Source organism: Pseudomonas putida S13.1.2, from assembly GCF_000498395.2.
In the GTDB taxonomy this organism is placed as follows: domain Bacteria; phylum Pseudomonadota; class Gammaproteobacteria; order Pseudomonadales; family Pseudomonadaceae; genus Aquipseudomonas; species Aquipseudomonas putida_Q.
Genome location: NZ_CP010979.1, coordinates 2386077 through 2400997, shown reverse-complemented (window position 1 = coordinate 2400997; position 14921 = coordinate 2386077). Strand labels below are relative to the sequence as shown.

Sequence of the window (14921 nt, the reverse complement as noted above, 5' to 3'; positions counted from 1 at the left end):
TTGCAGGATCGTACAAGAAAGGCGTGTTGCCCATTCGATAGGCTGGTCGCTCCAACCAGAGAGGATCTGCCATGTCCGGCATACATCAGCAATGCGTACCGCAGCCTGTGAAACTGACCCAAAAAGCTTCGCTTATCGAGCAACAGTGGAGTCCACGGGTGGTCGCGGAAATGAACGACTACCAATTCAAGGTGGTTCGCATCCAAGGTGAATTCATTTGGCACTCGCACCCCGAGACCGATGAAGCGTTTCTGGTACTCGAAGGCCTCTTGCGCATCGATCTCCCAGAGGGCTGCGTGCATGTGAAGCCGGGCGAGCTGTATGTGGTGCCGCGTGGGGTAGAGCACAGAACAGCGGCAGACACGGAGACGAAACTCATGATGATCGAGCCGCGAGGCGTGTTGAATACCGGTCATGAAGGGGGGGAGCGAACGGCTGTGAATGACGTCTGGATCTGAGTTGACGTCTGTAATATTGGCTAGCTGCCTTCAGGTCTGAAGCGGACACCTATCCGGCATGGAGGGGCCGCTTCGCGATCGACCGCTTTCGACCCATAGCTGCCAGCGATCCAAAGCTCTTTAGTCAGTACCGGCCTCATCGCCGGCAAGCCGGCTCCCACAGGAATATCACCGGCCTTCAGCCATGCGCTGTACCTGTGGGAGCCGGCTTGCCGGCGATGGGCCGCGAAGCGGCCCCGGTTACAGATGTCTGCTTTGGGTCGAAAGCGGCCGGTCCTGAATGGCCGCTATCGACCCATTGCGAACGTTCACCGTGACATCGTCTGCGCCTATGAGATCGAGCGCCGCCCGCGCGGCGCATCGCGAGCTGCGCTCGCTCCTACGCTTGTTTCGGGCCAGTAATGCCTGTGACAGGCGTGCGCGACCGCCTTGTTGGTACGACGCGATATCGAGCCATGCACCAAGGCGTTCGCGCGCAAATCCCACAGGAATAATTGGCCCGAAACAAGCGTAGGAGCGAGCGCCGCTCGCGATGCGCCGCGCGGGCGGCGCTCGATCTGACAGGCGCTGTAAATTTCCCGGCGAACACGTCCGAACACCGCACTACCGCCAAGGCATGTACCGTCCGCAATGGGTCGACGGTGGTCAGCCGCCAGCGGTTGACAAGCATATGGCGAGGCTCCTGCATAAGTGATAACTTAGATTAATTCTCATTTGCAGCCCTTTGTCATGGACCGACCTCGACCACCTTCTTCCGATTCCATTGGCGAGCTGTATGCGGGGCACCACCCCTGGTTGGTGGCGTGGCTGCGGCGGCGCCTGCAATGTCCGCATCAGGCTTCAGACTTCGCCCAGGACACGTTCTACCGTGTACTCACCGCCGGGCAATATGCTTCCCCTCGTGAGCCTCGTGCATTTCTTGCGACCATTGCGCGCCGTATCCTGATCGACAACGGCCGCCGCTTGCGCCTGGAGCAGGCATACAGGGAGGCGCTTGAGGCCAGTGTCGAGCATATGGAGCAGGCGTTCTCGCCCGAGCAAATCCTGCAGGCCATAGAGCTGCTGGAATGTATCGACCGAGCGCTGTCACGCATGAAGCACAGAGTTCGCGAAACCTTTATCCTCCGTCACCTTGAAGGCTTGTCCCAGGATGACATAGCACGTCATCACGGCATTTCGGTGAGGACTGTACAGGCCGATTTAGTCGAGGCCATGCTGGCTTGCGACGCTGCCATGGAGGTGAGCGATGCCTGACCAGGCTGCCGATTCGGTCCTGCGCGAGGCTGCGCGCTGGCTGGTGCTACTCGACGACCAGGCCGACGTGCAGTTACAGGCGCAATTCCAGGCATGGATCAGCGCGGCCCCTGAACATGCGGCAGCGGTCGCGCGCTTGCAAGGGCGCCTGAGTTCGTTGCAGCAACTACCCCGCCAGGCTGCCGGAAAAGCCCTCCGCCACGCACCACGCGCGCGCCAGGCCAGCAAGATGCAGGCCCTGGCCTTGGCGCTGGCCCTGCTTCCCATGGCCTGGATCACCACGACTTGCTGGCAACAGGGATATCTGCTGGCAGACCTGAGCACCTCAGGGGGCGCTTGGCTTGATCGCCGACTAGACGATGACAGCGAAATCCATCTGGACGGGGACTCGGCCGTGAACGTGCATTTTGATGCAGGTGAACGCCGGGTCGAGCTGCTGCGGGGCGAAGTGTTGGTCGATGTGGCCAAGGACCCTCGCCCATTCCTGGTAGTGACTGCACATGGCAGTGTGCGTGCGCTTGGCACGCGCTTCACGGTGGCGCGGCAGGGCGACTCGACGCAAGTGACCATGATCGAGTCGACCACCGCCATCAGCAGTGCCGGCCACTCACTGAAGCTGACGGCCAACCAGCGCGTACGTCTTGGCGCACAAGGCCCAGGCAACGTCGAACAGGTACGGGCAGATGCCCTTGAACAGGCTTGGCACAAGCACCAGCTGCTGGCCGAAGATGAGCCACTGAGCGATGTGCTGACGCGCTTGTCGCGCCACTACCCAGGCCTGCTGTGGGCCGATCATGCTGCCCTCGCAGGGCTACAGGTGACGGTGATGCTGCCGCTGGATGATCCGCGCCAGGCATTGCGGCTGCTGCAACGCACCTTGCCGATCCAGGTCAGCCAGTACACCCCCTGGATAACCCGGGTAACCCTGAAGCCCGATGCGGGGCGGAAATAGTTTCAATAATCATTTCGTGTTTTCGAATTTCGTCCGTCCTCCCATGGCCAACACCATAGGAGTATCGAAAACATGAAGTCGCCGATTCGAGCGCTGACCCGTTCTGCCGCGCACGGCCTTTACCTGGCCGTGCGCCTGGCACTTTGTACGGCACCACTGGCAGTGCCTGCCAGTGCCTTGGCCGAGCAATCCCTGCAGCGCTATGACATCGCTACCGGGCCGTTGGGCGAAGCCCTGGGTCGGTTCGCCCAGGCCAGCGCAACGCCCATCTCTTTTGAGTCCCGCCAGGTGCAAGGATTGACCAGCCCCGGTGTGCACGGCAGCTTCACCATCGATGACGGTTTTGCACAGCTACTGTCGGGCTCTGGACTGGTAGCGAGCCCGACCGAAGATGGCTATCAACTCCAGCAGGCCGCACCGGTCACAGGCGCAGTCAACCTTGCAGCGACCACCATTGCCGGCAATACACCCGGTTCGATTACCGAGGATAGCGGCTCCTACACCACAGGATCGACCAATACGGCGACCAAGATGGCCCTGAGCCTGCGGGAAACCCCGCAATCGGTGACGGTGATCACCCGCAAGAAGATGGACGACCAGAACATCCAGAACCTGGACGATATCGCGCGCACGGCAACCGGTATCACCCTGACCAAGATCGGCACTGACCGCTCCACCTATTACGCGCGTGGCTTCGAGATCAGCGATCTGCAATATGACGGGATTCCGACCAACATCTCGGAAAACTACTCGATGGACGTCATGTCCACGTCGAACATGGCCCTCTACGACCGTGTCGAAGTTGTACGCGGGGCCAACGGCCTGATGCAGGGCACGGGCAACCCGTCGGCGGCGATCAACCTCGTGCGCAAGCGGCCGACCCAGGACTTTCGCCTGGGCGCGGAATTGGGTGCAGGCTCCTGGGACAACTACCGGAGTCAGGTGGATGTTTCCGGGCCATTGACCGCCACGGGTAATATTCGCGGCCGCGCAGTAGCCTACTACAACAACGCCAACAGCTACCGGGACGGCGCCGAGCGGGACAACCAGTTGCTGTATCTGGTCGGCGAGGCGGATCTGAACGACTCCACCGTGCTGACGCTAGGTGCCACCCTTCAGAAGGACAACCAGAACGGCTATGACTGGGGCGGCCTGAATACCCGCAGTGACGGCTCCTTCTACCCGCTATCGCGCTCCACCAACCTCAACGGCAAGTGGGCCCACCTGGATCGCAACAACTACACACTGTTCGGCGATGTCACGCACAAGTTTGACAACGAATGGACGTTGACCTTGGCCATGAACGCGATCTGGTCGAACGCCGATTTCCTTTCGGCCTATCCGAGCCGGGTATCGGGCGACAACTATCGCATGACCGTCTCCCAGGCTGACTACGAAGACACCCAGTTCGCGCTGGACCTCTATGCAACCGGGCCATTTGAGCTGTTCGGGCGCAGGCACCAATTGATGTTGGGGGCCAACAGTCGCCAGGACGAGTTCACTGCCGTCATCAAGAGCGCGGTCAACAACCCCACGATCACCATCACCGACTTCGACTACAGCGCTCTGCCCAGCCCCATCCTCAATGCGATCGGCTCGGACTACAACTACAAGCGCAAGGAGCGAGGCCTGTACGGTGCCTCGCGCTTCAGCCTCACGGATGACCTGAGCCTGATCCTCGGCACGCGGGTGAGTTGGTCGGACTACGAGGTGGCCAGCCCGTACACCAATGATCGATACCGGGAGAATGGCCGGTTGGTGCCGTATGCCGGGCTGGTACTGGACCTGGACAAGCATCACAGCTGGTATGCCAGCTACACCGAGATCTACAAGACTCAGAGTTACTACGGTGTCGGTAACACCTTGCTTGACCCTATCGAGGGCGACAACTACGAAACCGGCATCAAGGGTGAGTATTTCGATGGCCGCCTGAACACCACGCTGGCCATTTTCCAGACCAACCTGGAGAACATGCCCGAAGCCCTGTCGGTGTCGCCAACCTGTGGCGTGACGGGTACCAGCAAATGTTATGAAGCCGGCGCGAAAGTGCGTAACCGCGGCTTTGAACTGGAGATTTCAGGCGAACCACTGGAGAACTGGAACCTTAGCGCTGGATACACCTACAGCGATCCAGAATATGTGGCTGGCAGTAGCAAGGGCTCGGACTACTATCGCAAGATCCCGCGCCGCCTGCTAAAGGTGTCGACGGACTACCGCTTGCCCGGTGCCCTCGACCAGTGGCGAGTGGGTGGCGACGTGTATGCCCAGAGCCGCACCGCCGCCGATGTCAGCGGGTATGCCATCAAACAAGGTGGCTACGCCTTGCTCAACTTGCACGCCCATTATCAAATCAATCAACAGTTCAGCGTGCAGTACAACCTCAACAACGCCTTGGACAAGGTCTATTACCAGTCCTTGCCAACTTCAAACAACTTTGGTGGCCTGTACTATGGTGATCCGCGCAATGTCGCAGTAACCCTACGCTACCAATATTGATGCCGTGGGTATTGGATGATCCGCATGCGCTACATGCGTGAAGCCTGTCGGATCATCATGCGGGTTCCCAAAGCAGTTGCCAACCCGTTGCGCAGGGTCATTTGGGAGATGACACGAGCTGAGTGGCCTGGCAGGTCGATAGCCCAAGGCCCCCCAAGGCTTCAACCTTGGGTGCCCGGCAGGTAGGGCAGCAGTCGTTCGGTTTCTTTCTTCACCACTGCGTAGCATTCGCAGCTCAGCAGTTCCAGGCGTGCCCGGTCCAGCACCCTGATCTGCCCGCGGTTGTACTCGATCACCCCCAGGCGCTGCAATTTGCCGGCGGCGTCGGTCACACCCTCGCGGCGCACGCCGAGCATGTTGGCGATCAGTTCCTGGGTCATGCACAAGCGGTCGCCCGGCAGGCGGTCGAGCGACAACAGCAACCAGCGGCACAATTGCTGGTCGATGGAGTGATGGCGATTGCACACCGCTGTTTGTGCCATCTGGGTGATCAGTGCCTGGGTGTAGCGCAGCATCAAGGTCATCAACTCGCCATGGCGGTTGAACTCGTCCTTGATCTTTTGCACGGGCAGACGGTAGGCATGCCCGGCGCTTTGCACGATGGCCCGGCTGGGGGTGCTTTCGCCACCCATGAACACGGCGATGCCAACCAGCCCTTCGTTACCGACCACCGAAATTTCGGCCGAGGCGCCGTTTTCCATCACATACAGCAACGACACGATGGCATCGACCGGGAAGTGGACGTGGCACAGGGTGTCGCCGGACTCGTACAGCGCCTTGCCCAGGGGCAGGTTGACGTGCTCCAGGTCCGGCGCCAACCGGCTGAACGCCTCTGGCGACAGGGCAGCCAGCAAGTGGTTGTTTTGGGGTTTTACCGTGTGTTGCATGCGTGGGACCATCGATGGCAGCGGCTGTCGGAACAAGATTAGCCTAGCGGGGCCAAGGCTTGCGCCAGTGCTGCCGTGATGCGCCCAACGGTTCAGATGGTAGGCAACGAGCAGGCCCGACACTCGGCGATGACGTGGTGCTCGCACCCGTCATCCTTCAGCCGAAGCTTGGCGTCGACAAGCCGTTCGCCGTCCAGGCTCAGGCTCAGTTCGCTGCCGTTGCCGTTGCGTACCTCGATGCGGTAATGGGTGCTGCCGAAGCGGTAATGCAGGACATAACCCGGCCAGCCTGCCGGCAACAGCGGCTGCAGGTGCAGGGTGTCGCCACTGCGTTGCAGGCCCAGCAGGCTTTCGACGATCAAGCGGTACATCCAGCCGGCAGAGCCGGTGTACCAGCTCCAGCCACCCCGCCCGGCGTGGGGCGCAACCGCATAGACGTCGGCGGCCATCACATAGGGTTCGACCTTGTAGGTATCGATCAACGCGTCGCAGCCCTGGCGCACCGGGTTGATCAGGCGCAGCAGTTCCCAGGCTTTGTCGGCATCGCCCAGGTGCGCGTAGGCCATGCTCGCCCAGATGGCCGCATGGGTGTACTGCCCGCCGTTTTCACGCACCCCTGGCAGGTAGCCCTTGATGTAGCCAGGGTCCAGCTGGCCCTGGTCGAAGGGTGGGTCGAGCAGTTTGACGATGCCGATGTCACGGCGTACCAGGTGGCTGTCCAGCGCCGCCATGGCCAGGCGGGCACGTTCGGGCGAAGCGACGCCCGACAGCACCGCCCAGCTTTGCGCCAGCGAGTCGATGCGGCATTCCTGGTTGCTCGCCGACCCCAGTACCTGGCCGTCGTCGAACCAGGCGCGGCGATACCAGCCGCCGTCCCAGGCGTGCGCTTCCAGTTTTTCGGCGAGTGCGGCGGCCTGGGTGGTGCAGCGCAACGCAAAGGCGCTGTCGCCCTGGCGCAAGGCGACGCAGCCGAATGCCCGCAGCACCTCATGGCCAAAGAAGCCCAGCCACACGCTTTCGCCTTGCCCTTGTTCGCCGACCCTGTTCATGCCGTCGTTCCAGTCGCCGCTGCCCATCAATGGCAGGCCGTGAGCCCCGCATTGCAAGGCGTGGCCGAGGGCGCGCTGACAATGCTGATACAGGCTCTCGACCAGGGCCGAGTGGCCAGGCAGGTCGTAGTAGGACTCTTCCCCGGCGTTTAGCGCGCGGCCTTCCAGATAGCCGACTGGCTCGTCCAGCACGGCGTAGTCCCCGGTGGCCTCTACGTAGCGGCTGGCGGCCAGCGGCAGCCACAGCAGGTCATCGGAGCAGCGGGTACGCACCCCGCGCTGCAACGGTGGGTGCCACCAGTGCTGCACGTCGCCTTCGGCATACTGGTGCGCAGCGCAGGCCAGCAGGTGTTGACGCGCCGCCGCTGGCGCGGCATGGACCATGGCCATGCTGTCCTGCAACTGGTCGCGAAAACCGATGGCACCGCCAGACTGGTAAAAGCCGCTGCGCGCCCAGAACCGGCAGGCGATCACCTGGTACATCAACCAGCCGTTGGCCAGCACATCCAGTGCAGGCTCCGGCGTCTCGATCTGCACGGTGTCCAGGGTGCGCCGCCAGTAGGCGCTGACCTTGTCGAACTCGTCCATGGCGGCCTGCAACCCCCGGTACTGCTGCACGTAGCGGGTAGCAGCGCGGGCGTCCCGGGCGGCGCCCAGGCGGAACACCACCTCCCGGCTTTCGCCAGGCTCCAGCTGCAGCGCCACTTGCAATGCCGCGCAGGGGTCCAGACCGCCGCCGGTACGCCCCGACAGCCGTGACTGGCGCATACCCAAAGGCGCCTGGCAATCACCATTGCGCCCCAGGAATTCGCCGCGATCACAGGTCATGCCCTGTATCGGCAGGTCGCAATCGAGAAACGCCACGTGCGTGGAAAATTCCACTGAGTAGCTGTTGCGGGCAAACAGCGCGCCGCTGAAAGGGTCGGGCTCACTGACAACGTGCATGGCGGTTTTGCTCGGCAGGTCGCCCAGCACCCACTCGACGAAGCAGGTCACCGACAAACGGCGTACCCGTGCCGACGTGTTGTGCAGTTTGAGCCGGCTGAACTTGACCGGCGCATCCTGCGCCACATGCACCCACAGCTCGCTGCGCAGGTCTGGCTCGACATGCTCGAACACGCTGTAGCCAAAGCCGTGGCGGGTGCAGTAACGGCCAGGGCCTGGGCAGGGCTGCGGCGTCGGTGACCAGTACTCGCCGGTGTCCTCGTCGCGCAGGTAGAGGGTTTCGCCACTGGCGTCGGTAACCGGGTCGTTGTGCCAGGGCGTCAAACGATACTCGTGGGCGTTCTCGTACCAGGTGTAAGCACTGCCGGCCTCGGAGACCACGCTGCCGAACTGCGGGTTGGCCAGGATATTGACCCATGGCGCTGGTGGCGGTGAGCCGGGTAGCAGCGCAATGACGTACTCGCGGCCGTCGGTGCTGAACCCGCCATAACGGTTGCCCAGCCTCACCGTGGGTTGCTCGGCCGGCGAGTGGCTGGCAGGTGCCGGCCGGCGGCTGACAGGGTTGGCCGGAACAGCCGCCGGGACCTTTGGCTGGCGGCGCAGGTGCAGTTGCTCTTCCAGCGTGCCGAGATTGTCGTTGAGCACCAGCCGGGCTACCGACAAAGTCAGCAGCCGGTCTTCGGCAGACAGTTGCTGCGCAGGCCTTACGTAAATGCCGCCGGGGCGGTCGAGCAGGGCCGCTTCACTGCCGGAGGTGACGATCCCCATGATCAGGTCCTGCAGTTGCTGGCGGTAACCGGCCTGGTCTTCGTTCCAGATCAGCAGGTCGAGCGCGAGCCCCTTCTGGCGCCAGTAGGCATGGGCCAGCACTATCTGCTTGACCAGATGAATGTTGGCCGGGTCGCCGATCTGTACCAGCACGATCGGCAGGTCGCCCGACACCCCCTGGCCCCACAGGCCGGACTGGTTGCGCCGGTTGCTGGCCAGTAGCGCCGCGTTGGGCCGCAGGCTGGCGTTGGGGTACAGCACCGAGGCGGCCATCTGTTCGAACAGCCGGGCGTCGGCCAGCGAACCGTTGAGCTGGTGCAACAATACCTGGCTGTGCGGCCAGGCGAGGTCGAACACCCGATCGGCCAAGTGCCGGTCGCGGTACTTGGCGACTTGCTGCAGGCAGGCCTCGCGGCTGTCGGCGACGCCTGTGACCAGGTCAACCGTGGTCGCCTGGCCGGGCATCAGGGTGATGCGGCAGCGGATGGCCACGATCGGGTCCAGTACCGCCCCCGCGCTATCGGACAACACCTCATTGTCTGGGTCCATGGCCGCCGGCCGCGCCAGGGTGCGCCCTCGGCCGATAAAGCGGGCCCGATCGGTTTCGTAGGACAGCGCCTCGATGTCCGCCCCGTGCACCGCGAGCACATGGCACATCCATGGTACGGCGTCCTGCTGCGAGCGCGGCCGTCGCGTGCAGAGAATGGCTTGCAGCGGGCGGATCAGTTCGGTCTGGATGAACAGCTTGCTGAAAGCCGGGTGCAGGGCATCGCTCAAGGCCGGCGCCAGCACCACTTCGGCGTAGCTGGTCAGCTCCAGGGTGCGGGGCAGGTCGCCATGGTTGGTCAGGTGCAGGCGTCGCAGTTCGATGTCGTCTTCGGGCGAAACGGCAATTTCGGTATGGCAGTCGAAGTCGCGTTGGCGCACGCGAAACTCCGCGCGGCCGTCGCTGAAGATCGCCTCCTGCAGCTTTGTGCGGTGCCGTGTCGGCTGGTAGGAGGTGGACCAGTAGGCGCCGCTGGCGACATCGCGCAGGTAGCAGAAGCTGCCCAGGTCGTCGCGGCTGGCGTCTTCGCGCCAGCGGGTCACCGCCAGCGTGTTGCGCTGGCTGTAGCCACTGCCCACGTGGTTGACCATGACGTGATAGCGGCCGTTGGACAGCAGTTGTACGGCCGGTTGCGCCCGGTTTGGCTCTTTGAACACCCGCAGCCGTGCCTCGGGGTCGCGCTCGGCGGTGTCCTCGGCCGGGGCCTGGAGGGTATGCAAGTAGGGCGCAGCGGTTTTCGGCACGCGCTCCTGCAACAGCAGCATGCTGGCCTGGAACTGCGGGTCGGAGGCGAAGCGCCGTTGCATGGGCTTGTTCAGCAGCAAAGCGGTCAGGGCCAGGAAACTCATGCCCTGATGGTGGGCCATGAACGAGCGGACCACGACGGCGTCTTGCCCGGGGGGCAGGCGTGCCTCGCTGTAGTCCACGGCCTCGTAGAGCCCGAAGCGGCCAGCCAGGCCAAGCGTGGCCAGCCGTTGCAGGTTGCGGCAGGCGGCAGCGGGCGCCACCATCAGGGCCAGTGCGCTGGCATAGGGCGCCACCACGCGCTCTTCACCCAGGCCACGCTTGAGGCCAAGCCCCGGTACGCCGAACGCCCGGTACTGGTAGTTGAAATGTGCGTCCAGCGCGTTGTAGGCCGATTCCGAGACACCCCAGGGCAGGCCCGACAGCTTGCCGTGTTCGATCTGCCGTTTGACGGCGGCGTGGCAGGTCTGGTCGAGTAGGGTGCCCTCATAGTTCGGCATCACCAGCAGCGGCATCAAGTACTCGAACATCGAGCCGGACCAGGACAGCAACACAGGCACGCCGGCATTGCTGGTGAGCAGCCGGCCCAGGGCAAACCAGCTGTCCTGGGGCACCTGGCCCTGGGCGATGACGACGAAGTTGGTCAGGCGCATCTCGGACGCGAGCAGGTCATAGAACGCGGCGTCCAGGCGGTGTTCGTCGGCGTTGTAGCCGATGGCGAACAGGTCGCGGTGGTTGTCGTACAGGAAGGTGAAGTCCATGCTGGCCAACGCTTCAATGCGGCTGGCCAGGGCCTGTGCCTGGGCGATGCGCTGGCGGGCAACTGCCCTGACGTTGGCCACCGCCAGGCGCTCGGGGGCGGCCACTGGTCTGCGTCGAGCTGTGCCAGCTGGCGCCAGGTCAGCGGAGCGTGGGGGGCCTGATCGTTACCGGGGGGCAATTGCAGCTGCTGCAGTTCGCGGCTCAGGTCCAGGCATTGCTCATTCAGGGCATTCAGCCAGAACGCACAATCGTCAGCAGCTTCTGTGCCGGGCGCCAAGGCAGCCGGTTGTGTGATCAGCGGCTGCAATTGTTCGACTAGCATCGGCAGCAGCGTGGCGTATCCGTCGCCCACTTGGCCATGGGCGAGCCGCACCTGCTCGCGCAGGGCCGTGATCGGCTGGGTGTCCGCACTTGTGCGGGCATAGGCGTCCAGCAACGTGTCGAGGGTGTCGAGCAAACCTTGGGTCAAGCGCCGGTCGAGCTGGGGCGTGTCGGCCATTTCCAGCAGCCCGGGCCTGAGTGTCAACAGCAGGGCGGCGAGGTTGCCGCTGTCCACGCTCGAGATATACAGCGGTGACAGCGGCTTGAGCGCCTGGGTGTCGTACCAGTTGTAAAAGTGCCCTTTGAAACGCTCCAGGCGGGCCATGCTGTCGAGCATGCAGGCCAGGCGCTCGAACAGGCGGCCCGCACTGAGGTAGCCAAAGTCATGGGCCGCCAGGTGCGAGAGCAGGGCCATGCCCATGTTGGTCGGTGAGGTGCGGTGAGCGATGTTGGCGAAGGGCGGCGCCTGGATGTTGTCGGGTGGCAGCCAGTTGTCGGCAGGGCCGACGTAGCTGTCGAAGAAGGCCCAGTTGGCGCGGGCGAGTCGATGCAGGAAGACCAGGTCTTCGGTGCCCGGCGTGAGGGCGGCCCGGTCACTTGGTCGGCTGAGCCACCACGCCAGCGCAGGGCCGAGCAGCCACAGGACAAGCACCGGCGAGGCAATCAGCAGTACCGTCGGCTGCATCGCCAAGGCACCGGTCAGCACAAACACCAGGGCCGGTTGCCCCCATTGCTGGCGATACACCGCCTGCAGGGTATCTGCGCTGCAGCGTTCGTCCTCGCGTGAGGGGTTCCATTGCAGCAGGCGTTGTTTGCTGACGCCCAGCCGCCACAAGGTGCGAAGGATGGCATCCAGGCTGTAGCAGGTCTCGAAGGGTAACCAGGCCAGTGAAAGGCCGGCGCGCAAGAAACAGGTGCCCGAAGTGTGCAACGCTGCCAGCAGGTGTTCTGACACAGGTACATCAGTGGCCTTGCCCAGCAGTTCGAGCAGCGAGTCCAGCATTGGGCGCGTCAGCAGCAAGGCCAGCAGGGCCAGTGTCCAGGCAAGCGGCGTGGCACTCGCCAGCCAACCCCACAGCAGCAGCGTCAGCAGCGCCGCCGGCTCCAGGCTGCGGCGCAGGTTGTCGAAAATCTTCCAGCGCGACAAAGCGCTGAGCGGGCTTAGCGCCAGGCCATGGGTGCCGGTGTGCAGCCACGGCACCAGCCACGGCAGCAGCTGCCAGTCGCCGCGTATCCAGCGGTGCCGGCGTTTGCTGTCGGCGCTGTAGCGGGCCGGGTAGGTTTCGAACAGTTGCACATCGCTGAGCAGGCCCGAATGCGCATAGCATCCTTCGATCAGGTCATGGCTGAGTACACGGTTGTCGGCAAAACGGCCCTCCAGAGACTGCTCGAAAGCATCCACCGCATAGATGCCTTTGCCAATGAAAGAGCCACTGAGAAACAGGTCCTGATAAACGTCCGAAACGGCCTGTGTGTACGGGTCGACACCGGCGTCACTGCCAAACAGGCGCGCATAGCGCGAGCGCGACACGCTGGGCAGGCTGATGCCCACCCGCGGTTGCAGAATCGCGTAGCCTGCGTCGAGGCGACCTGTGTGTGCGTCGAAGCGAGCGCGGTTGAGCGGGTGCTGCATGGCGCCGATGAATTGCCGGGCGGCACCGCGAGGCAATTGGGTGTCGGTGTCCAGGGTGATGACATAGCGCACGTGGCCGAGTGCTTGCAGGTCGCCGACGATCCGCATGAAGCACGCGTGGCCGTGGCCGCGCAACACCGCGTTCAATTCGGCGAGCTTGCCGCGCTTGCGCTCGCGGCCCATCCAGCAGCGCTCGGCGGCGTTCCATACGCGAGGCCGGTGAAACAGCAAAAAGCGCGCACCGCCCGTGCTGGGGTACTTGTGGTTGAGGGCACGGATACCTTCGCTGGCCAGGTCGAGCAGTGCCTGGTCTTCGGGCAGGTTTTGTTCACGGGCATCCATGAAGTCGCTGAGCAGGGCAAAGTGCAGGTGCTCGTCACGGTTGGCCAGAAAGCGTACTTCCAGGCCTTCGACCAGCTCTTCGACATCGCCGGCATTGGCCAGCAGGGTGGGCACCACCACCAGCGTGAGGGCGTCTGCAGGAATACCACCGGTGTAGTCCAGCCGTGGCAGGAAGGAGGGTTTGACGGTCAGTGTCACCAGCCAGTTCACCAGGCCGATGGCCAGACGGCTGGTGCTCAGCAGAACCGGCAGGGCCATGGCGGCCAGCACCGCCAAAGGCCAGCCCTCCTGGCCAATGGCGCGCATGAAGCCCCATGCCAGCAGGCAGGACAGCAGCGTCACTGGTACCAGGTAGAATGCCAGCGGCGCCCGGTGCAGCAGGCGTTGCCAGCGCTCGGCCAGCGGCACCCGTACGGCCAGGCGCTGCTCCAGCAACGGCAGGCCGCCCCCCACCAGGTAGAAACCCACATGCTCAGCCGGTTCACCCGGCGCGGCACCTGCTGCCTGGGCCAGTTCGACGGCCGTGCGCGCCACCGCGACTTCGCTGAATGCGCTATGGCGCGCCAGGCGCTCGACGCTGTGCCGGTAGTGGTCACGGCTGGTGAAGTCCATGGCGGGGTAAATGGCCGCCGGGTCGCGGTGCAGCGCCTGTTCGACATGGCTCAGGTGTTCGACGAACGCCTTCCAGTCGATGGTCGACAGCAGGCGCAGGCTGCCGATGCTGTTGCTGATGGACACCTGGTCGATGGCCTGCTGCTGGGCATCGAGCTGGACATGGCCCTCGATGCTGCGCGCCGACTCGCTGAGCATCTGCTCCACCCACAGCAGCGGCTGGGTCAGCGAAGCGCTGTGGCCCTGCAGCCGCCTGGCCAGCTCGGCGACGAAGGCGGCGGTCATCGGCGGTTGCGACCGGGCCATGTCGGCGACCACCAGCACCACGCTCTTGGCGTCGCGCTCGGCGGTTTCGCCAAGCCGGTCGGCCCAGACATTGGCCAGGTCGCGGTCAGCCCAGTTGGCCATGACCCGCGCCGCTACACGGCGCAGGTTTTCTATCAGGGCCAGGCGCAGCATGATCGGGATGGCCCAGAGCTCACCCAGGGTCAGGGTGCACGCCTGCTGATAAGCCTCGACGAAACGGCTGAAGCTCTCGGCGTCGATCCGCCCGTCACCGTGGGAAATGGTCTCCAGGGCAATGTCGTAGACACGCGGCAGGCCGGTGGAGGCGCCGTTGTCCAGCTGCGGCAGCTGCAGGCTGTAGTTGGCCGGCAGGTCGTGCTTGGCAATGCGGATATGGGTTTCGACCAGGTAAAAGTTGTCGAGCAGCCACTGCGCGGCAGGTAACGCCGGGCGGGAGCCGGGCAGGGCGGCGGCGAGGGCGGTGCAACTGGCAGAGAGCATGCGTTCGTTGTCGGCCAGGCGGTCAAGCAGGGCGTCGTTGGCCGGCCGCTGGCGCAAACGGTGCTGATGGGCCAGCCGCAGACCGTGCTCGGCCATCTGGTCGGCGTTGTACAGCTCCGAGCGCAGCAGGCTTTCATAGGTGAAGGTGTGCCGGGGCGAGCGCCAGCGCCCCGCATGGGCGTACAGGCGCCGAAGGTAGCTGCGTGCGAGAAGCCAAGGATTGTCCATGGTATGCCGGGTTGCCGATCTGGCCTTTCAGCATTCAGTCTGCGGCGATCGCCCGGGCAGCGTCTGTACGGTAGCGAACAGACCCGCCTTGGCCTGCGCACGGGCTGTATCGCCGATGTCCAATGCGCCGCTGTGGC

General features: G+C 64.0%; 5 protein-coding genes and 1 pseudogene. 4 read left to right on the top strand and 2 right to left on the bottom strand.

Going from position 1 to position 14921, the window contains the following annotated elements:
• Nucleotides 1-71 precede the first annotated feature (71 nt).
• The 4 genes from N805_RS10855 to N805_RS10840 all read left to right on the top strand — a co-directional run bounded on the left by N805_RS10855 (nt 72) and on the right by N805_RS10840 (nt 5160).
• Nucleotides 72-458 (top strand): cupin domain-containing protein, encoded by a 387-nt coding sequence (locus tag N805_RS10855; protein WP_019472152.1) that lies wholly within the window; start codon nt 72-74, stop codon nt 456-458.
• Nucleotides 459-1187: 729 nt separating this feature from the next.
• Nucleotides 1188-1712, top strand: a complete 525-nt coding sequence (locus tag N805_RS10850; protein ID WP_019472151.1) for a sigma-70 family RNA polymerase sigma factor — start codon at nt 1188-1190, stop codon at nt 1710-1712.
• Nucleotides 1705-2664 carry a FecR family protein gene (locus N805_RS10845; RefSeq protein ID WP_019472150.1) on the top strand — a complete coding sequence of 320 codons (960 nt, stop codon included), beginning with the start codon at nt 1705-1707 and terminating at the stop codon, nt 2662-2664. The genes N805_RS10850 and N805_RS10845 overlap by 8 nt, the downstream gene beginning before the upstream one ends.
• A 72-nt stretch (nt 2665-2736) precedes the next feature.
• Nucleotides 2737-5160 (top strand): TonB-dependent siderophore receptor, encoded by a 2424-nt coding sequence (locus tag N805_RS10840; RefSeq protein WP_019472149.1) that lies wholly within the window; start codon nt 2737-2739, stop codon nt 5158-5160.
• Between the two features lie 161 nt (nt 5161-5321).
• Here the strand turns inward: N805_RS10840 and N805_RS10835 are convergent, their stop codons facing one another.
• Both N805_RS10835 and N805_RS10830 read right to left on the bottom strand, forming a co-directional pair.
• Complete coding sequence (locus tag N805_RS10835; protein ID WP_019472148.1) at nt 5322-6047, bottom strand: Crp/Fnr family transcriptional regulator; 726 nt, start codon at nt 6045-6047, stop codon at nt 5322-5324.
• A 92-nt stretch (nt 6048-6139) separates the two neighbouring features.
• Nucleotides 6140-14784: pseudogene (locus N805_RS10830) on the bottom strand (GH36-type glycosyl hydrolase domain-containing protein).
• Between the last annotated feature and the right edge of the window lie 137 nt (nt 14785-14921).

What these genes read in the sequence shown, in the direction of transcription:
- N805_RS10855 (WP_019472152.1), top strand. Translation starts at nt 72, where the DNA reads ATGTCCGGCATACATCAGCAATGCGTACCGCAGCCTGTGAAACTGACC.
- N805_RS10850 (WP_019472151.1), top strand. Translation starts at nt 1,188, where the DNA reads ATGGACCGACCTCGACCACCTTCTTCCGATTCCATTGGCGAGCTGTAT.
- N805_RS10845 (WP_019472150.1), top strand. Translation starts at nt 1,705, where the DNA reads ATGCCTGACCAGGCTGCCGATTCGGTCCTGCGCGAGGCTGCGCGCTGG.
- N805_RS10840 (WP_019472149.1), top strand. Translation starts at nt 2,737, where the DNA reads ATGAAGTCGCCGATTCGAGCGCTGACCCGTTCTGCCGCGCACGGCCTT.
- N805_RS10835 (WP_019472148.1), bottom strand. Translation starts at nt 6,047, where the DNA reads ATGCAACACACGGTAAAACCCCAAAACAACCACTTGCTGGCTGCCCTG.